This is a genomic window from Vibrio sp. TH_r3 (assembly GCF_033101115.1).
Classification (GTDB): Bacteria; Pseudomonadota; Gammaproteobacteria; order Enterobacterales; family Vibrionaceae; genus Vibrio.
Genome location: NZ_JAWMPW010000003.1, coordinates 289272 through 310283 on the forward strand (window position 1 = coordinate 289272; position 21012 = coordinate 310283).

At 37.6% G+C, this 21012-nt stretch carries 16 protein-coding genes; 8 read left to right on the forward strand and 8 right to left on the reverse strand.

Translation table 11 applies throughout. From position 1 onward, the window contains the following. Positions 1 to 76 precede the first annotated feature (76 nt). Positions 77 to 793: a FadR/GntR family transcriptional regulator gene (locus R3X26_RS05370; protein WP_317716182.1), complete on the reverse strand. Its 717-nt coding sequence runs from the start codon at positions 791 to 793 to the stop codon at positions 77 to 79. A gap of 571 nt (positions 794 to 1364) precedes the next feature. Here R3X26_RS05370 and R3X26_RS05375 point away from each other — a divergent pair. The 5 genes from R3X26_RS05375 to R3X26_RS05395 all read left to right on the forward strand — a co-directional run bounded on the left by R3X26_RS05375 (position 1365) and on the right by R3X26_RS05395 (position 8755). Next, positions 1365 to 2084 (forward strand): FadR/GntR family transcriptional regulator, encoded by a 720-nt coding sequence (locus R3X26_RS05375; RefSeq protein ID WP_317716183.1) that lies wholly within the window; start codon positions 1365 to 1367, stop codon positions 2082 to 2084. 291 nt (positions 2085 to 2375) lie between these two features. Then, the gene (locus R3X26_RS05380; protein WP_317716184.1) at positions 2376 to 4238 is read left to right on the forward strand and encodes a putative nucleotidyltransferase substrate binding domain-containing protein; all 1863 of its coding nucleotides are present in this window, start codon (positions 2376 to 2378) and stop codon (positions 4236 to 4238) included. Between the two features lies 1 nt (position 4239). Beyond that, the gene (locus R3X26_RS05385; RefSeq protein ID WP_317716185.1) at positions 4240 to 4959 is read left to right on the forward strand and encodes a 3'-5' exonuclease; all 720 of its coding nucleotides are present in this window, start codon (positions 4240 to 4242) and stop codon (positions 4957 to 4959) included. Between the two features lie 130 nt (positions 4960 to 5089). Continuing rightward, entirely contained in the window at positions 5090 to 5743 is a 654-nt protein-coding gene (locus R3X26_RS05390) for an SH3 domain-containing protein (protein ID WP_317716186.1), read from the forward strand. A gap of 1254 nt (positions 5744 to 6997) precedes the next feature. After that, positions 6998 to 8755 (forward strand): sodium:solute symporter family protein, encoded by a 1758-nt coding sequence (locus R3X26_RS05395; protein ID WP_317716187.1) that lies wholly within the window; start codon positions 6998 to 7000, stop codon positions 8753 to 8755. Between the two features lie 697 nt (positions 8756 to 9452). Here R3X26_RS05395 and R3X26_RS05400 read toward each other — a convergent pair. Genes R3X26_RS05400 through R3X26_RS05410 form a run of 3 tightly spaced genes read right to left on the reverse strand, consistent with a single transcriptional unit; the run spans position 9453 to position 11380 of the window. Next, positions 9453 to 10076 carry a bifunctional 4-hydroxy-2-oxoglutarate aldolase/2-dehydro-3-deoxy-phosphogluconate aldolase gene (locus tag R3X26_RS05400; protein WP_317716188.1) on the reverse strand — a complete coding sequence of 208 codons (624 nt, stop codon included), beginning with the start codon at positions 10074 to 10076 and terminating at the stop codon, positions 9453 to 9455. An 11-nt stretch (positions 10077 to 10087) separates the two neighbouring features. Then, a complete protein-coding gene (locus R3X26_RS05405; RefSeq protein WP_317716189.1) occupies positions 10088 to 11029 on the reverse strand; it encodes a sugar kinase in 942 nt (313 codons plus the stop codon). A gap of 9 nt (positions 11030 to 11038) precedes the next feature. Next, positions 11039 to 11380, reverse strand: coding sequence for a cupin domain-containing protein (locus tag R3X26_RS05410; RefSeq protein WP_317716190.1), 342 nt, complete (start codon positions 11378 to 11380; stop codon positions 11039 to 11041). Positions 11381 to 11768: 388 nt separating this feature from the next. On the opposite strand from R3X26_RS05410, the gene R3X26_RS05415 reads away from it, so the two are divergent. Both R3X26_RS05415 and R3X26_RS05420 read left to right on the forward strand, forming a co-directional pair. Continuing rightward, positions 11769 to 13916 (forward strand): heparinase II/III family protein, encoded by a 2148-nt coding sequence (locus R3X26_RS05415; protein ID WP_317716191.1) that lies wholly within the window; start codon positions 11769 to 11771, stop codon positions 13914 to 13916. Then, positions 13917 to 16067 carry a heparinase II/III family protein gene (locus R3X26_RS05420; RefSeq protein ID WP_317716192.1) on the forward strand — a complete coding sequence of 717 codons (2151 nt, stop codon included), beginning with the start codon at positions 13917 to 13919 and terminating at the stop codon, positions 16065 to 16067. A 363-nt stretch (positions 16068 to 16430) separates the two neighbouring features. Here R3X26_RS05420 and R3X26_RS05425 read toward each other — a convergent pair whose 3' ends face one another. The 4 genes from R3X26_RS05425 to R3X26_RS05440 form a co-directional block, all read right to left on the reverse strand. Continuing rightward, positions 16431 to 17918: a tripartite tricarboxylate transporter permease gene (locus R3X26_RS05425; RefSeq protein ID WP_317716193.1), complete on the reverse strand. Its 1488-nt coding sequence runs from the start codon at positions 17916 to 17918 to the stop codon at positions 16431 to 16433. Between the two features lie 9 nt (positions 17919 to 17927). Next, positions 17928 to 18386 (reverse strand): tripartite tricarboxylate transporter TctB family protein, encoded by a 459-nt coding sequence (locus R3X26_RS05430; RefSeq protein ID WP_317716194.1) that lies wholly within the window; start codon positions 18384 to 18386, stop codon positions 17928 to 17930. Positions 18387 to 18450: 64 nt separating this feature from the next. Continuing rightward, positions 18451 to 19377: a tripartite tricarboxylate transporter substrate binding protein gene (locus R3X26_RS05435; RefSeq protein WP_317716195.1), complete on the reverse strand. Its 927-nt coding sequence runs from the start codon at positions 19375 to 19377 to the stop codon at positions 18451 to 18453. 3 nt (positions 19378 to 19380) lie between these two features. Further along, a complete protein-coding gene (locus R3X26_RS05440; protein WP_317716196.1) occupies positions 19381 to 19872 on the reverse strand; it encodes a hypothetical protein in 492 nt (163 codons plus the stop codon). 425 nt (positions 19873 to 20297) lie between these two features. Between R3X26_RS05440 and R3X26_RS05445 the strand changes: the two genes are divergently transcribed. Beyond that, positions 20298 to 21008: an aspartate/glutamate racemase family protein gene (locus tag R3X26_RS05445; RefSeq protein WP_317716197.1), complete on the forward strand. Its 711-nt coding sequence runs from the start codon at positions 20298 to 20300 to the stop codon at positions 21006 to 21008. Positions 21009 to 21012 lie beyond the last annotated feature (4 nt).

Below are 21012 nucleotides of genomic sequence, written 5' to 3' on the forward strand. Positions count from 1 at the left end.
TTTAATAGATAGAAAGTAAATGCACTGCTATCTATTAAACAATTTAATTAGTGATCTAATAGTAGAATTTTATTTTTCACCCATTAACAACGGTTGCCAATCGTTGATTACTGTCGTTAAGTAACCGAGCGGAAGCAATACGAGCTTGTTCGGGGTTGCCGACCATAATGGCTTCGTATATTGCTCTATGTTCTTCTAAACAATAACGGCCACCTTCTGCTGAACGGTCGATGAAACGTCTAAATATAGTAGAAAGAATATTACCAAATGGAACGAAAAATTTATTGGCGGTAGACTGAAATATTTTACAGTGGAATTCTAAATCTACTTTTACCCACGCTTGCTCGTTATCTTCTAAAGCAGCTTGAGTCATTTTTTGAAATAAAATAGAGATTTCTTTTCGTTGTTCGACGGTTGCATTTAACGAGGCTAACGCACATGCTTCAGGTTCAATTGCTTTTCTTAATCCCAAAAATTGGCTTAGGAAAAACTCTGAGCCTTCGAGATCTTGTAACCATTCGAGAAGTTGCGGGTCTAAAAAGTGCCAGTTTTCCTTGGTCAGCACTTTAGTTCCTACTTTGGGTCTAGAGGCCAGTAAACCTTTGGCTGAAAGTAATTTCATTGACTCGCGTAGGGCAGTACGACTAATACCAAATAGCTCACATAATTCAAGCTCGTTAGGCAACTTTTCGCCTTGTTCAAGTTCTCCCGACAGGATTTTACGGGCAATTTGTTTAGCAACTTGTACATGAATTCGTTTACTTGATTCTGCTACAAGTGAGAAAGTAACCATTAATTAACTCCTGGAAAAGTAAGCAAACTGAACCATTGCTTACAGTATAGCCAATTACCAATGTACGACGGTTCGTCATCAGTAGTTAGAATTTGGCCGTAATATATCCATTACATCGGTTTAATGCAAAAGGACAAATAACAGTACTACTTTGATATTATCTGCGACTATGTCAATATCAGCGTAGCTAAATGTATCTTGCGAGTATTTTAGCTGGAGTTAATCTTGTACCGTCTATAAAATTAAAAGGTACTCATTTACTGTTTAGTCGTTATTAATAGCGACGTTCCGCTTATGTACATTAGCAATATTGTTTTATTATCATACAATACGCCTATTGGCAGCAAGCTATAATTTGATTTGTATGTAGAAACAAGATCGAGTACACATAAATACAATAAGGAAGCGCAATTAATGTTACAGTGATGTTGTTAGAGAGATAAATACTAATAACTCCGAATAAAATAACCTGCTAACTATCACGTTTAGTAACCTTTCAAATTGGTTAACGTTATTAAAGATGATACATTTCCATAAATAATACATAATTACTAAAAATTAAGAAGCAATCATGTCAAGCACATTTAATTCAATCTCAGGTTCAAAGAGGAGCCTACACGTTCAAGTGGCTAGAGAAATAGCTCGAGGAATATTATCTGGTGATTTAGCCGAAGGATCGGTTATTCCGGGTGAAATGGTTTTATGCGAAGAGTTTGGTATAAGTAGAACTGCATTAAGAGAAGCGGTTAAATTACTTACCTCAAAAGGGCTCTTGGTTTCACGTCCTAAAATCGGGACTAAAGTTGTTGAACGAGCATTTTGGAATTTTTTAGATCCTCAATTGATAGAGTGGATGGATGGCTTAATTGATACACAAGAGTTTTGCGAGCAATTTTTAGGTCTGCGTAAGGCCATAGAACCAGAGGCATGTGCACTTGCGGCTATACATGCTAGTGCAGAGCAGAGAATTGAGTTATCAGAAACCTTTCAAACTATGTGCGAAATCGCCCACGCAGATGTATTTAACCAAGAAGAATGGATTGACGTGGACATGAAGTTCCATAATTTGATTTTTAATGCGACTGGCAATAATTTTTATCTACCTTTTGGTCATATATTACAAACTATGTTTATTAACTTTTTTGCCCACTCATCGAAAGAAGGTGATGTTTGTTTAGGTGAGCATAGAGAAATATATGAGGCAATTATGGCGGGTAACGCGGAGAAGGCAAAACAAGCTTCTTATGATCATTTACAATCTAATAAACACCGTTTGCCAGCAGTTAGTTAATTATGTAATTAAAAGTACAGTTAAAAAGACGATTTAGATTTTATCGTGTGCAATTAACTGAATAACTTAAAACCAATCTTTAATAAAAGGTCAATATATAGCATGTATTGATCTTTTATCTATTAGAAATCCTTTCATTACCCCCCGAAAATAAGCAGTAATCTGATCCTATACCGGTAAAATTTATTGATTTTGAGAGCTAGGTTTTAGCTTGATTGGCAAGTTATTGTGCTTGTTTAATCACCGTGTTATAAAATAATACAAATAAATCTCAATCATATCGAATTCAACATGTCTGATACTCTACTTCCTAATATTATCCAATTCATGAAACAAATAGATCCATTTGATATTTTACCTGAATCTATTGTTAAAGCTTTATCTCAACAAATACAAATCACTTATTTGGCGAAAGGTGAGGCGATTAACCTCGATAATGAGCAGCATAAGTACCTTTATATCATTCGTACTGGTTCGGTTGAGCAGCGTTTAAAAACAGGTGTCTTAAGAGCCAGATTAGGGACCGAAGATTTGTTTGGCTTTACCTTCTTTGATAGTAACGATGATGGAGATGCAAAGTACACCGCGACAGCGATAGAGAATACTTTACTGTATTTGATCCCACACGAAGCGATTTTAGATCTATTTCGCGAATATCCACAGTACGCAGAGCATTTTGCCTCTCAAGCACAAGTGCGTCTTAAATCTGCGTTAGATGTTGTTTGGTCAAACAAAGAGAAAGGCTTGTTTATCAAGACCGTCTCCGAGGTGGCGAGTGACAAAGTCGCGGTAGTTGATGTTTCTATGTCTATTCAAGATGTTGCAGCAGAAATGCGAATCGCGAAGCGTTCTTCTTGCGCGGTGGTATTAGATAATGGAAAAATAGTTGGTATTATTACCGATAGAGATATGACTAAGCGAGTTATAGCGCATGGAGTACCGATAGAACACCCTATTACTGAAGTAATGACATTGGCGCCATTGACCGTTAAACCGACCGATTTAGTCTTACACGCCGCTTCGGTAATGATGCAATTCAATATAAGAAACCTGCCTGTTGTTGACGACGATAAGATAGTTGGACTTCTCACCACTTCTCATTTAGTGCAAAACCATCGTGTACAAGCGATTTTCTTAATCGAAAAAATCAAGTATTCAGATAGTGTAGAAGCTCTCAGTCAGCTTAACTCAGAAAGACAGGCTATTTTTGAAGCTTTAGTGGGTGGCAATGTGTCGGTCGAGATTGTTGGTAAAGTGATGACAATGATCATGGATGCATATACACGTCGATTGATTCAAATAGGTATTGATAAGTTTGGTGCGCCACCATGTGATTTCACTTGGGTAGTGGCTGGTTCTCATGCGAGAAATGAAGTGCATATGCTATCCGACCAAGATAGTGCCATTGTTTTATCTGAAACAGCGACAGAAGCAGACCGACTATATTTTAATCATCTCGCGATGTATGTTTGTAATGGGTTAGCTGCGTGTCAGTATCCACTCTGCCCAGGAAAGTTCATGGCAGCAACACCTAAGTGGTGTCAGCCTATTACGATGTGGGAAGAATACTATAAAAAATGGGTAGCCAGCCCAGAATATGAACGCCTTTTAAATATCAGTGTGTTTTTGGAAGTTAGAGCCGTATACGGTAATGCAGAATTTGTTGAGGAACTTAACGACTGTATGCATAGTAAAATTTCGTCCAATAGAGAGTTTTTAGGCATGTTGGTACAGCAAGCGACTAACGTTAACCCTCCTTTAGGAATATTTAATAATCTTGTGCTTGAAAAGAGTGGTGACAATAAAAAAGCGCTAAATATCAAGAAATATGCGCTTAATTTAATTATCGATTTAGCTCGAATTTATGGTTTGTCAGTAAAATCTGAAGCAACAGGGACTGAAGAACGTTTTCGTGTTGCCAACGAAAAAGGTTATCTCTCAGATGATGCATACAAAAATATCATTGGAGCTTATCAGTTTATTTCTCAATATCGACTGAATAACCAGCTGAATGCACTGAGAAATGGGGTAGAACCAAACAATCACATCAACCCAGATATGTTTGGCAGTTTTGAACGCAAACATTTGAAAGACGCTTTTAGAATTATTTCTGAGTTACAAGATTCTGCAAAAGTTAGATTTGGAAACCACTAATATGCAATGGATTAATTATTTTCACCCATTAAGAAAATTGCAAAGACAACGTATTATCAGTTATAAACAAAGGCAGTTACCGGAATTTTTAAAGTTAAATTTAGCCGATGAGTATCCAGACTTAGAAGATGAAGCGAATGGTTTAGAATTTATATGTTTGGATCTAGAAACAACGGGGCTTGATCCTGCGAATGACCAAATTTTAAGTATTGGCTGGGTTGTGATTCGAAATCTCAAAATCGACATATCAACACGTGTGGAATTATTAGTTAAGAGCGACGCTGAAGTAAACGCGAAAACAGCAGTGATCAATCATATTACTCCTGAAATGCTATCAAACGGTGTTACGGTTGATGAGGCACTACTTGCTTTTTTCAAACAAAGTCGCGGGCGCGTGATCGTCGCACATGGTTGTGTTGTTGAACAAAATTTTATCGACCACTATTTTAAACATCGTTATAAACTAAAGCCCTTGCCTCTATTATGGTTAGATACTCTGATGATAGAAAAACACTTGAGTAAGATTGTTGATAAATCCGCGGCAACCGATCTGCGCTTGTCAACTAGTCGTGCAAGATATGGTTTACCTGAATATAACGCTCATGGTGCGTTGATAGATTCACTTGCAACCGCTGAGCTGTTACTCGCACAATTAAAAAAAGTATATAAAGATGGCAAAACCTGTTTTGGACGTTTATATCGAATAGGATTATATAAATAGCGTTTGAAAACTTTGTATGGTCGCTGATTGAGCCAAAATAACGACTTAAGTTTTGTATAGGACGGTCGATATAATTAAAGGCACATTTATTGGCTAAACTTGTCAGCGGTTGATTAGTGGACTATTTGTAATGAAAAAAATAATAATTATTATACTTGTTGTCTTGTTATTGATTGGTATAGCAGGAGGAGGATACTATTATTTTTTTATGATGAATAAAGATACAGCACCTGTAAATGTGGACCAAGAGCCCGTGATTGCCAAGCAACAAGAAAGCCAAACTCCAACCGTGCAACAACAAAATACCCACTATTTTGTCGCAAGTAACAAGCTTAATGTACGCTCTTATCCGCGCTTAAACGCACCAATTCGTTATGTGTTGCGAAAAGGCAAAGCTATTGAAGTGCAAGAAACCCAAGGTCAATGGGTCAGAATCTCAGATTATGAAGTGCATACAAGTGGTCAAGATATCGCTGATTGGGTACACATCGATTTTCTTTCTGCTGAGCAGCCAGTGATTACAGAACAGGAAGCACATAAGGCTATGCAGAGATTGCTTGATAAATCGGATGATTTTGTTTTGTATCAAGATTCGTTTATCAACGCAACTAAACGTTTGTTAGCAGATGAGAGTTGCACTTATGAGGACTTTGAATTGATGAACGGTTGGTTACTGTCTCGTACTTATCCTGATAACCCAGTGTATTTTGTATATTGCGGTGGCACACAACGAGAAAATAAAATTTATTTGAATGTTGTCACCAACCAAATATTCAAACCTTAGACTGATCTCTAGTTTTTGTTTATTTCTATGTCCAAAATTTAAGTTTGGCTCTACTAAGACTTTTCATTGTTAGCGTTCGGTAAACACGATGTTAATTGCATTCCTAGCGAACTATTCAACGTTAAGATGTAAAAGTGATTTTAGTCATCTCTGACCATTTCGCTAGCATTCCATTTTATTCACTATGTCTCTTTTTATAAGTATGACAAATATGCATTGTTAAGTGGGATGAAAATTAGCCAATTAGAATTTTTATAATACCATAACGAACAGTGATGACTATGGTATTGTCAGTATATCATTGATTAGTAGCCATAATTTTCGTTTATTCCTGACGAGTTGAAAATGTGTGCTACTAAATTTTTGCTTATTTGTAATACATTTGTCCAAAATTTGATTTAGATCGCATTATTTACATTTGTAATACATTATGATTAACTACGTAAGTTACTCACGGATGTATCGATTTAAATATCATGATGTTTCGAATTTACTCTTTATTAAAGATGATAATGAAGTTGATAAGAAACAAAAACTGTAACAGATGTAAGACATTTGTTAATGAATACGATTAGAGATATATACATTGGTAACGAGTAGCTAATTATACGCAACAAGTAACAACTCTACGTTAATTCTTCCTACGGTTAGCGTAAGAGTAGAGGTGAGTCCTCTTTTACGCCCATATTGATTACAGGCAATATGGGCGTTTTTTTTTGCCAGTTATATTCGTTTCATTTTTGAACGTTTTCCCTCTTCAATAATCACTTTTTATCTATCTGATAATTGTTACTGTTAACTGTAATAACGGTTAACTCAAATAAACAGTCAAATTACGCTCTGTGGAAACAACTTCATAAACTAGTATTTATTCAAATAAACACGACTGAATAAGCAAATAGTACTTCCTTAAATTAATTAGTATTACTATATTTTTATAGAGTTAATAATTTTGTTATGAGTAGGGGAAAGTTATTGAATTTTATTATCAGTTTAATTGACCAACAATTGATTTAGATCATTAAGCAGCACTAGTAATAATACTGTTAATATTAATCTCAACGTAACTATTTGATTTAGCTAGTTATAGTTTAATAATATATTAAGTTGTGACTATAATCCTGTTGTCAATTGTATTACTAATGTATATGGAAATAAGGAGATCGCAATCACGCAATTAACTTATTGTAGTACAATAAGTTTGACCGTGAGTTATAATGCAATCTGAATTTAATACATAAGAAGGTTTACTTGATGGACTTGAATATTCTGATTGTAGGTATCTACTTTCTATTCCTAATGGCTATAGGTTGGATGTTCCGAACGTTTACTAGCACGACGAGTGATTATTTCCGTGGGGGCGGTAGTATGCTCTGGTGGATGGTTGGTGCAACAGCATTTATGACCCAGTTTAGTGCATGGACATTTACTGGTGCGGCTGGTAAAGCGTATAACGACGGTTTCGCGGTAGCGGTAATCTTTTTAGCCAATGCGTTTGGTTATTTAATGAATTATCTTTACTTCGCTCCGAAATTTCGTCAACTTCGTGTTGTTACGGTTATCGAAGCAATAAGAATGCGTTTTGGTAAAGTGAATGAGCAAGTATTTACTTGGTCAGGTATGCCAAACAGCATTGTTTCAGCTGGTGTGTGGTTGAATGCACTTGCGATTATTGCATCGGGTATTTTCGGTTTTGACATGACATCAACTATCATTGCGACAGGTCTTGTTGTATTGATTATGTCTGTTACTGGTGGTTCATGGGCGGTTATCGCATCTGACTTTATGCAGATGGTTATCATCATGGCTGTAACCGTAACCTGTGCAGTTGTTGCTATTATTCAAGGTGGTGGTGTTGGTGAAATCGTTGCGAACTTCCCTGTCGATGAAGGCGCATCTTTTGTTTCTGGTAACAATCTAAACTACGTTGGTATTTTTGGTATCTGGGCTGTATTTATCTTCCTAAAACAATTTAGTATTACCAACAACATGCTAAACGCATATCGTTATCTTGCCGCAAAAGATTCGAATAATGCTAAAAAAGCAGCACTTCTTGCTTGTGTACTTATGATTATGGGACCATTAATTTGGTTTATGCCAAGTTGGTATATTGCTGGTCAAGGTGTTGATTTAGCTACTGTATATCCTGAACAAGGTAAAAAAGCAGCAGATTTTGCATACTTGTACTTTGTTGAACAATACATGCCAGCAGGTATGGTAGGTCTACTAATTGCAGCAATGTTTGCAGCAACCATGTCTTCAATGGATTCAGGCTTAAACCGTAACTCAGGTATTTTTGTTAAAAACTTCTACGAACCAATTTTGCGTAAGAATGCGTCAGAAAAAGAGTTAGTAGCGGTTTCTAAAATCACTTCAACTGTTTTTGGTATCTTGATTATCCTAGTAGCACTGTTTATTAACTCGCTAAAAGGACTAAGCTTATTTGATACTATGATGTATGTTGGTGCCTTGATTGGTTTCCCTATGACTATTCCTGCATTCTGTGGCTTCTTTATTAAGAAAACACCTGATTGGGCTGGTTGGGGTACACTTGTTGTTGGTGCTATCGTTTCTTACATTGTTGGTTTTGTAATTAACGCAGATATGGTTGAAGGTTGGTTTGATCTTAATGAATTGACTAGCCGTGAGTGGTCTGACATTAAAGTTGCTATTGGTCTTCTTGGTCACGTAGTCTTTACTGCTGGTTTCTTCGTCTTGTCTACATTGTTCTATAAGCCTCTATCTGAAGAGCGTCAAAAAGATGTTGATATATTCTTCAATAACTTAGCAACGCCATTAGTTTCTGAGTCAGATGAACAAAAAGTACTAGATAATAAACAACGTCGTATGCTTGGTTCGTTAATCGCTGTTGCTGGTGTTGGTATTATGGCTATGTTCCTACTACCAAACCCATTGTGGGGACGATTCATCTTTGTACTTTGCGGTGCAATAGTATTAGGTGTTGGCTTACTGCTTGTTAAAGCAGTTGATGGAAAAGTTGCAAGTAAGTAACGTATCAAGAGTTAAGCACAGTAACTAATAACTCATTTAGATTGTTTTAATTAGTTAAGTTATATTGAAATGAAATGCCCTCACGAAGTCGTGAGGGCATTTTTTCGTTTAGCCTTATATACTGTTCAACAATTAGTACTGCATTGACATTACAAATAGAAAATGAAAATTTGTATTCTAGCCTTGTTATTTATCGCGCAATGTAGATCAGTTCTCATAAAAATAATTATGAAATAGACAACGGATAAATTGGTTCCTTAATTCTTTTTTAACAATATGTCATATCTCCATTCTGTGAAGCAAAGTCTTTTCTCTGTAACCAACGATAGAACGTGAGTGATTGAGTGTATGCTTGTGGATAGACTTATATGTTTGTAGATGAATTGATTTGGCTACGGGTCAACTTATATAGCGCTACTTAAGGTGTGTCGGTTCGGCAACGTTTATTATGGCGAAGTTTGTTGGAACAATTGCTTTACAAAGCTATGTTTGCGTTACATCAATGATGTATCCAGATGAACTGGTTTTTATGTACAGCTTAGGCAAGAGAGGTGGATAACCAAGAGCGAAAACATAAAACGCACACATCGAGCCAAGATAATTAGATGGGATACAGAAGGGGCCAGTTTTATCTAGTGACAATAAAAAGACTTCCTTATGGAAGCCTCTTAAAACTAATTTCAATAATGATTAATAATTAGTTAACTTTTTTAACTGCATCAGCGACTAATACGCCAAGTTCGTCCCATTTACCTTGGTCAATTAGACCAGTTGGAACCATCCAAGTACCGCCGCAAGCCAATACGGATGGAATAGACAAATACTCATCGATATTAGCAACACTTACACCGCCAGTTGGCATAAACTTAACAGGATAAACAGCAGTAAGTGCTTTAAGCATACCTGTGCCACCTGAAGGTTCAGCAGGGAAGAATTTAAGCGTACGTAAGCCCATCTCCATTGCTTGTTCTACTAGGCTAGGGTTGTTTACACCCGGAACAATAGGGATATTTTTGTCTAAGCAATATTGTACTGTACGAGGGTTAAAGCCAGGACTTACAATGAAATCCACTCCTGCGTCAATTGCTTCATCAACCTGGGCATTGGTTAGGATTGTACCTGCACCAATCAACATTTCAGGAAATTCTTTACGCATTAATTTGATGGCTTCTACAGCACATTCTGTTCTGAACGTGATCTCAGCACAAGGCATACCGTTTTCTACCAATACGCGGCCAAGTGGGATAGCGTCTTCTGCTTTATTAATTGCAATAACAGGAATTACTTTAAGTGCTGCAAGTTGTTCGTTTAACGTTGTCATTATTGTTTCACCTAATCGTCTAGATCTATAGAGGGCATAGCATTACGTGGAATGATTGCTCCCGGATGTTGAATCACGGCGCCAGCCATTTTATGAGCAGCACTTGCTGATTTTATCGCAGAACCACCAGTAAAACGTTTTGCTAAATAACCACCACTGAATGAATCGCCAGCAGCTGTTGTATCGACTACATTAGTTACTTTAGTCGCAGCAACATAATTTGCATCGCCACCTTCAATAACCAAGCATTCTTTACTGCCACGTTTAATGACGATTTCAGATACGCCTGCTTTGGTTGTTCTATCAATGCAAGTATCTAAATGTTCATCGCCATATAAGTCTTGTTCATCATCAAATGTTAGAAGGGCAATATCTGTCTTTTCTAGCATATTCATATAATTTTCTAATGCGACTTGTTGGCTTGCCCATAATTTTGGACGATAGTTATTATCAAAAATAACTTTTCCGCCTTTTTGGCGATAATTGTCCAAGAAGTCGAACATAATTTCACGGCCAGAATCAGTCAGAATAGCAAGTGTAATACCGCTTAAATAAATACCATCGTAAGCGTAAAGCTTTTCAAGTAATTCACTTGATTCAGGTTGGTCGAATATATATTTAGCGGCTGCATCATTTCTCCAATAATGGAAATAACGTTCACCAGTATCATCGGTTTCGATGTAATACAGACCCGGTTGTTTGTCATCTATTTGAAGGATCAAACTTGTGTCAATGCCTTCGGATTTCCACTGTTCAAGCATGTCCTGACTAAAAGGGTCGTTACCAAGAGCGGTTACGTAACTTACATTAATCGCGTGATTTTGAGTTAGACGAGTTAAATACATTGCTGTATTTAACGTGTCACCACCAAATGCTCTCTTTAATAGGTTATCTTGCTGCTGTTGCAGCTCGACCATGCATTCACCAAGGACTGCAATGTTATGCGTTGCCATAACTATACCTTATTTAATGTTTAAAAAGTCAGCACGTAGTGGGGAAAACATGTCTAATAGAATACTGTTGTCTTCTAACGCTACTGCGCCATGAACGAAGTTTTTAGGTGCAATATATGCGTCGCCTGCTTTTAGGACGCATTTCTTACCGTCAACTTCTGCTTCAAAGCTACCTGCAACAACATAACCAATTTGATCATGGATATCGTGAGCGTGTGGTGCACCAATCGCTCCTTTATCAAAATTCAAATGGACAGCCATCAAGTCATCAGTATAACCGACAATCTTACGTTTTATACCACCACCAAGTTCTTCCCACTCGTTGTCAGAATTTACAAAAAAAGGGTTCATACTGATATCTCCTAAAAATTATTACAAATTACAGTCTAACTAATGCCAATATAATACGATGGAAAAGGCTTATTGTCATACAATATAGTTCAATATTTGTGAAGTTAATCAAAAATATATTGAAATATATTTATATTACAATAGGTTAAATGAAATGTCATGCGTGAGATATTGTTTGTATTGATAGATTTACACGATTTAAGATCAGGATCTAGCGCAAATTAGTGTGATTTGGCTCGTTTTTTTGTAAGTATATTGAGACTTTTAAGCAATATTGTATTACTTTATGCGGTGTAAAAATTCAAATTGAAGGTGCTTTTGTATGAAAATGAACCAATTGTTCATTTTTTTTACGAGCAAACCGAAATAATTAGAGGTTTATTTAACAATGAATGCGATTACCCAGCCAATACTGCTTGATGAAGCAGACATTGCAGAATTAAGAAAGGAAGTGGGTCGCGATAGCTTAATGGGAAAAACCATTTCTGCACATATCGCTGAACTAGAAGAATTTATGAAACTTGGTCACGACGTACCAGGGCATGGCGAAGCGGGTGGTTATGAACACAATCGCCACAAACAGAACTACATGTATATGAATGTAGCTGGACGCTTGTTTCTCATCACTCAAGATGAAAAATATGCTCGTTTTGTTACCGAACTTCTAGAAATATACGCAGACAAATACCTGACATTTGATTTTCATGTACAAAAAAACACCAACCCAACCGGTCGGTTATTTCATCAGATTTTGAATGAACATGTTTGGCTTTTATATACCAGTTTAGCTTTTTCTTGTGTGTCATCGGTCATGAGTGAACAGCAGCGTGAACGTATTGTTGAGCGTATTTTTGAGCCGATGCTAGAGATGTTTACTGTTAAATATGCGCACGATTTTGACCGCATTCATAATCATGGTATTTGGGCCGTGGCTGCAGTGGGTATTTGTGGATTGGCGGTAGGTAAACCTGAGTATTTGCAAAAATCCGTATATGGATTGGAGAATAATGGAACAGGTGGATTTTTAGCGCAAATTTCGCAACTATTTTCACCTTCAGGTTACTACATTGAAGGACCATATTATCACCGTTACGCGATTCGCCCAACTTGTGTATTTGCAGAAGTGTTGCATCGTCATATGCCAGAAATTGATATCTTTAAATATAAAGATGGAGTGATTGGTAATACGGTTCAAGCGCTATTATCGACTGCTTATCCAAATGGTGATTTTCCTGCTCTTAACGATGCTTCTCGTACTATGGGCATTACCGATATGGGTGTCCAAGTTGCCGTTAGCCAATATGCCAAGTATTACGGATTAGATAGCAATCTGATTGGAATGGCTAAAATTCAAGACCGAGTATGGATGCATCCCTGTGGACTTGAATTGTCTCGCGCATTAGAAAAAGCAGAGCAACAAGAAACGGTTGGAATGCCTTTTTGGCCAAGTGTGGAATTAAATGAAGGGCCAAATGGTGACAAAGGAGCGCAAGGTTTTATCCGTATGCAGGATAAAAACAAAGATGTGTTTCAGTTGGTTATGAATTACGGTCAACACGGTATGGGACACGGACACTTTGATACGCTTGGAATCACCTATTTCAACCGTGGTCAAGAAGTGTTACGCGAATATGGCTTTGGGCGCTGGGTTAACGTTGAACCGAAATTCGGTGGTCGTTACTTAGATGAAAATAAATCGTTCGCTCGTCAAACTATCGCGCACAATGCGGTAACAATTGATGAAACCTGTCAAAATTATTTTAATGTCGACCGTGCAGATGCGGTTCATGGGGTTGGACAATTTTTTAGTGTTGACTCTGCACAGTTAAAAGGTATGAGTGCATTTGCAAACGATCATTATGATGACACAGAAATGCAACGCAGTGTTTTCATGTTACAAACTGAAGAATTAGAAGCGCCTTTGCTTATCGATCTTTACCGAATTAAAGCGGAAGGTGTTCATCAGTATGATTATTCTCATCAATATGATGGCCAAATTGTTCGCACAAATTTTGACTATGCGACTTCTGATGAAATAGATACAGTTGGCGATGATTATGGCTATGAGCATTTATGGCAGATAGCGAAAGGCGAAACCAATGGTTCTGCTTTAGTTAGTTGGTTGCAAGGTAAATCTTATTACACTTGGCTTGGTACCAGCTCAAATGAGCAAGATGAAGTTATTTTCGCTCGTTCAGGTGCGAATGACCCGAGTTTCAATCTCAGAAGTGTGCCAAGTTTTATTCTTCGTTCTAAAGGTGAATCAACTTTATTTGCGTCGGTACTAGAAACTCACGGTTACTTTAACGAAGAGTTTGAACATTCAGTCAATGCCCGAGGTGAAGTACAAAGCATTAACGTTGTTGGTTTTAATCAACAAGGCTCTGTAATTGAAATTATGACGGTGAAAACAAAAATAACATTGATGGTAAGCAATCAGCAAGATGTTAGCGCAGATACCGAAAACAGTGTAGTGATTAACGACAAAACATACAGCTGGGTAGGGCAATACGCTGTTGAGAAGGAGACAGTATAAATGAGTTATCAACCACTAATTCTTAGCCACGAAGAAGCCGCTGAGCTCAGTAAAGATCTCGGTAAAGCGACGCTTCTAGGTAAAGCGTTATCTCGCGATATTGCTCAAGTTGACTCCTATATGGAGCAAGTAGGAATAGAAGTTCCTGGTCATGGTGAAGCCGGAGGCTACGAACACAATCGTCACAAGCAGAACTATATCCATATGGATCTCGCTGGTCGACTATTTTTGATTACTAAAGATGAAAAATATCGCGATTATATCGTTAATATGTTGACTTCATACGCGGAAGTTTATCCTACATTAGAAAGTAATGTGAGTCGTGATACTAACCCGCCTGGTCGTTTGTTTCACCAAACATTGAATGAAAACATGTGGATGTTATATGCATCATGTGCTTACAGCTGTATTTATCATACGTTAACAGAACAGAACAAGCGTCATATTGAAGATAATTTGCTTAAACAAATGATCGACATGTTCGTTGTTACTTATGCGCATGATTTTGATATTGTCCACAACCATGGTTTATGGGCTGTAGCGGCAGTTGGTATTTGCGGCTATGCAATTAATGATCAAGAATCGGTTGATAAAGCGTTATATGGCCTAAAACTGGACAAAGTAAGTGGCGGTTTCCTTGCTCAACTCGACCAGTTGTTCTCTCCAGATGGTTACTATATGGAAGGACCGTATTATCATCGTTTTTCTCTAAGACCGATTTACCTGTTTGCCGAAGCTATAGAACGTCGCCAGCCAGAACTGGATATTTATCATTTCAATGATTCAATAATTAAAACTACCACTTATTCAGTTATGTCGACGGCTTTCCCTGATGGTACGTTACCGGCTTTGAATGATTCATCTAAGACAATTAGTATTAATGATGAGGGGGTAATAATTGCGACAAGTGTGTGTTTCCAACGTTATGAACAGAGTGAAACATTGTTAAGTATGGCCAATCATCAACAAGACGTTTGGGTTCATGCTTCTGGTCAGCTGTTGTCTAATGCTGTTGCCGCTTCATCAGATATAAAACCATTTAGTTGGGGGAGCTTGTTCCTTACTGATGGCCCTAAAGGGGATAAAGGTGGAGTGACTATACTTCGTCATCGTGATGAAAAAGATGATGATACGATGGCGCTATTATGGTTTGGTCAACACGGTAGTGATCACCAATATCATGCTGCATTAGATCATGGCCACTATGACGGTTTGCATTTAAGCGTGTTTAACCGAGGCCAAGAAGTCTTCAATGATTATGGCTATGGACGTTGGGTGAATGTAGAACCTAAGTTTGGTGGTCGTTATATTCCAGAAAATAAATCCTACTGTAAACAAACGGTTGCTCATAATACGGTTGTGGTCGACCAAAAAACACAAAACAATTTTGATACTGCAACAGCAGAATCACGTTTTGGACAAAAGCACTTCTTTGTAACGGATGATAAGTCTCTACAAGGTATGAGTGGTACTATTTCGCAGTACTATGATGGCGTAGATATGCAACGTTCTATCGTACTTGCAGAATTACCAGAGTTTGAAAAACCGCTGGTTATTGATGTTTATCGAATCGTAGCAGATAAACCACACCAGTATGATTTGCCAGTACATTTTAATGGTCAAGTTATGTGTACTAATTTCGAATATAATGTTGAAGCAACGCTTAAGCCACTTGGTAAAGATAATGGTTATCAACATATGTGGAAGTTAGGCAAAGGTAGTACAGAAAATGGTTCGTTGGTCACTTGGTTACAAGGCAGCAGTTATTATTCTTTAGTCAGTTCCGGTGGAGAAGGAGCGGAAGTCATTTTTGCTCGTACTGGCGCTAACGATGTCGACTTTAACTTACGTAACGAACCAGCATTGATTCAACGTCAAACAGGACAAAATCATGTGTTTGCTTCTGTACTAGAAACACACGGCTATTTTAATGAATCTATTGAAGCTTCTATAGGAGCGCGTGGATTAGTTGAAGCAGTTGAAGTTGTTGGTCATAACGACCAAGCAACAGTTGTACGTATAAAAACAGTGAGTGGTAAAAATTACTGCTGTGCTATTTCAAACCTGGCAGAAGAGACGCAACAAGGTCAACATAGTGTTGAGTTCTCTGGTGAAACATTCAATTGGACGGGTTCATTCGCTATTTTGTAGTTATATTACTTATATATTAAATACATAAGTCTCAAAGCCGAACATTGTATGTTCGGTTTTTTTATTTGTTTTAAATGATGCAGGTAAATAGAGTTTTTGTCGTGTCTAATTATTCTCCGGAGTGTTGTAAGATCAGTCTACCTACCAGTAAAAATAGTCATTATTATGGCTGAGCGCAGCAGTTAATTAAAATTGGTATCTATGGTATTGAGTGGCTAGTGGAGTAAAGTAGACTATAAGTGGTTAAATAAAGCTATCCAGTTTAGAAGTAGAATATTTGACACTGGTATAATATTAAGCCCGAATGCAGATACCTGTATTCGGGCTTAATTATTGGTCTTATTCCATTAAAACATTTTATTGCTATGAAGAACTAGCTTGTTGTTTCTTTTTCAGTTTCATAGTTGAGTAGACAGAAAACACTGCAAGCGCAATAAATGCCAGTGCAATAGGTCTATCATATAAAAATGACCAACTTCCTTCGTACATCAAGAGAGATTTTCTTAGATTCGTTTCCGCCATCGGGCCAAGAATAATGGCTAATAATATTGGCGATGATGGTATGTCTAGCTTGTTTAGAAGGAAGCCTAACAACCCAAAGCCGATTGCAATGCCAATATCAAACATTGAGTTATTTATCGCGTAAGCACCAACGATCGACAAGAAAATAATGATTGGAATCATTAACATTTTTGGTACTTCAATAATTCGACAGAAGAAACGAATACCGAGCAAGCCAACGAGAAGCATGACGATATTTGCTACTAACATTGAACTGAAAATACCATAAACGATTTCAGGGTTTTGACTAAACAGTAAAGGGCCAGGTGTTAAACCTTGTACAATCAATGCCCCTAATAGTACCGCTGCTACGGCATCACCAGGAACACCGAGTGTAAGTAAAGGAACCAGAGAACCACCCGTTACGCCATTGTTACCTGCTTCTGCAGCAGCTAAACCACGTACAGAACCTTTACCAAACTCTGAAGGATTTTTAGATGAACGTTTTGCTTCGTTGTAACATACAAAAGCAGAAATATCAGCGCCTGCGCCAGGTACTGAACCGATAGTTGTACCAAGTAACCCACTCTTAATAGCAGTCGGTGCCATATCTTTTATATCTTGTTTACTGAGTAACTTATGGCTAAATTTAGGTGGTTTAACATGCGCTTCGCTTAATAGTTTTTCTAATTGATTAAGTGCTTCTGAAATTGCGAACAAACCAATTAATACTGGAATTACGTTAATGCCGCTATAAAGGTCCATTACATCAAATGTAAAACGAGGCACACTACTAATTGGATCTAAGCCGACGGTAGAAATCAATAATCCTATGGTACCAGCAAGTAAGCCTTTAACGATATTTTGACCAGAAACACTGGCAATAATCGTTAAGCCAAATAGCGCAAGGGCGAAATATTCAGGCGCATTAAACCGAAGTGCGAATTTGGCTAACATAGGGGCAATTGCTATTAATACGATAGTACTTAGTAATCCACCTATGAATGAAGCGACTGCGGATATACTGAGTGCTCTTGCCGCTTCACCACGAGCAGCCATGGTATGGCCATCTAGAACGGTTGCAGCAGAAGCGGGCGTTCCAGGTGTTTTTAATAGTATGGCTGCTATTGAACCACCGTATATTCCACCAATATAAACGCCTATTAGCATGACCAGCGCTGCGGTAGGCTCCATACCAAAGGTAAATGGTAATAGGATAGCAACACCCATTGTGGCGGTTAATCCAGGTAATGCGCCTAAAATTACACCACCTAATACACCGAAAACGAGTACGGGTAAAACACCAGGACTAAAGGCTGTAAGAAGCCCATGTAGTAAATGTTCAATCATGAGATATTCCTAGTAGAACAAAGACCCTTCCGGCAAGACAATGACGAAGACTGTGCCGAAAAGATAATAAATACTTAATACAAAACCGATAGCAATTAAATAGTAGAGCGGTTTTTTAACTTTAAAATAAATAAGATAAGCAATGAAAGCAGTAAGGCTAGCAATTAAATAACCAACAAAGCTCATTAATACTGCGTAAGCAACTAGATAACCAAGACCAAAAATAGAAAGCTTGGAAAAAATGGGATTAGATTGTTGTGATTCTGTATTTGATTGAGCTTTCATTCTATGTTGAAAAATTAACGCTAAACAAAGAATGATTTGACCAATAACGATAACGCGAGGAAAGAATTTAGCATCAACGCTAGCTTCTTGATACATCGGTTCGTCGAAGTGGCCAATAAGGTAAAATGCGACAGCACTTAAAAGAATAACAATGGACGGGAAAATGACGTTTCTATCTAACATAGAATCCATCCTTACAATAATAGAGCAAAAGAAAAGGGGCTAAAAGGTTAGCCCCAAATTGATTTTATTTGATTAGTGAACCAAGAGATTGAGTATCTTCTTTAACAAACTGAGTGAACTCTTCCGCGTTCATATTATGGATAGTCATTGCACCTTTCTCCATGAACCCTTTGAATTCTTCAGAAGCCATTGCTTCATCAAATGCGTTACCTAGTGTTTCGATAACCTCAGCTGGAGTCCCTTTAGGTGCACCAATACCACGCCATGTACCAGTAGTCACATCAACACCTTGTTCTTTGAGTGTTGCTACATCTGGGATGTATGAAATACGTTCGTTAGACATTACACCTAAAGCTTTAAGTTGACCTGAACGAAGTTGAGAAATTGCTTCACCAGGGGTAACCATAGTGACGTCAGTGTGACCTCCAAGTAGTGCAGGAATAGCTTCTGACGCACCATTGTATGGAATAGCATTCAGTTTAATTCCTTCATGCTTTTCTAATGCCATCAAGTAAAAGTTTGGTTTCGCTGTAGACGCAAATTTAACTTTACCTGGTGCTTTTTTAGCTTCTGCAATCAAGTCATTAATTGTGTTATAAGGGCTGTCTGCAGAAACAAGTACTACAGCAGGGTCTAAGTTAACCATACGAATAAGTTCGAAATCGTCAGCCGTATGACGCATTAAACCCATTTGAGGAAGAGATGCGATTTCACGAGTCACAACGGTTAATGTGTATCCATCTGGTTTTTGTTGAGCACCGAAGCTCATACCAACCGCACCTGCACCACCAGTACGGTTCATGACTGCGATGTTTTGGCCTAAAATATCTTTAGCACTATTTGCAATAGTACGACCAACCGCATCAGTACCACCACCGGCACCAAATGGGACGATAAGACGAATGTTTTTACTTGGGTAGTCAGCTGCAGTAACAGATACTGAAGCTAAAATTCCAGCAGCGATCATCAAGGATTTTAGTAATTTGCTCATGTTTTAGACCTTTTTTTCGTTATTTCGACAGGTTTGAGTAGGGTTTTCTATCTTTGTTGTTTGGTACTCGTGCATAGCAAGTTGTTCGAACGCGACTGCGACCCAACCACTAACTAACATATCGTACCATTGTTGAACTCCGCTACATCCGACAACGATGTTCCCATAGACAAAGGAACCGAAAAACAATACATCGTCATCTTCAAGCGAAGAGGGGTGTAAAAACTGATTTTGAATATTGGCATTGCTATCACGCCATGCTTGTTTGGCTTTTTGGCGAGCCAGTTTATCAAATTGGATTGTCCATGATTCTGGCGAACCAAATGATGCTTCATGTAGAATCGCGTCTTCGAATGATTTGCCATCCCAAGGTTTAACTCTTGGGTCCATAATGACAATATGTAACTCTTTGCGGTTTGTGCGTTCAAAAAGCTTTTCAATAGATGGTGCAACTAAATCTACAGCATCAATTGCAATTTCTTTATGGCTTTTCACAACAATAATCCTTAGTTATCTAACTCGATGCCAATGACTATATTGTATTATTATATACCGTACAAAAAGAAAGTTATTCCAATGTTAGTTAGGTCACATTGTGAATTTCAATATATGACACACGTCTATTTTATGAAGAATATATGCTTATATACATGAATCAAGTACGCATATTTGTGAAATAGGGTGTTGACAATACTATCAAAATATAAAGTTGTATTTGTATTAGTATTAATAGTAGAAGAATTAAATAAATGCAGGAGAATTCAAGCTTAATTATGTGATCTTGGGTGGAATTCTACCAATATAATTTCACTATTTTTGTATTGACTTACGCCTATAATCGTTTGAGTTATACTCTAGGTTGTTCGTATGTAGACGATGGCTTGAATTAAACACACGCTTTAGATAAAAAGGATTGAATATTGAAAACAATAGGTTTGATAGGCGGGATGTCTTGGGAATCGACCGCGAGTTATTATTCGGCTATTAATGAAGCAGTTAAACAAAAATTAGGCGGGTTGCATTCAGCTAAATTAGTGATGGTAAGCGTAGATTTTGCTGAAATAGAAACGTTACAGCATAACGGGGAGTGGGACAAAACTGCTGGCATTTTATCTAAGGCTGCACAATCTTTACAGGCGGCAGGCGCAGACTTTTTTATTATTTGTACCAATACTATGCATAAAGTCGCTGCTCAGATCCAAGCTAATGTCAGTATTCCTTTATTGCATATCGCTGATGCGACAGCGAAGCAACTTAATAATAATGAGATAACCACAGTAGGCTTGTTAGGAACACGTTTTACCATGGAAGAATCGTTCTATAAATCAAGACTAGTTAACGATTTTTCCATCGATGTGGTTGTACCTGAAACGAAGCAAAGAAATAAAATACACGATGTTATCTATAATGAACTTTGTTTGGGTCATATTAATCATCAGTCCAAGTTGGCGTATTTAGAAATAATAGAGAGTTTACATGAGAATGGAGCTCAAGCAGTTATTCTTGGTTGTACAGAAATAGCACTGCTAGTAAAGCAACAAGATACTAGTATCGCTTTGTATGATACGACCATGATTCATGCGCAAGCAGCTGTAGAGATGGCACTCTCAAACAAAAAAACCGAGCGTTAAGCTC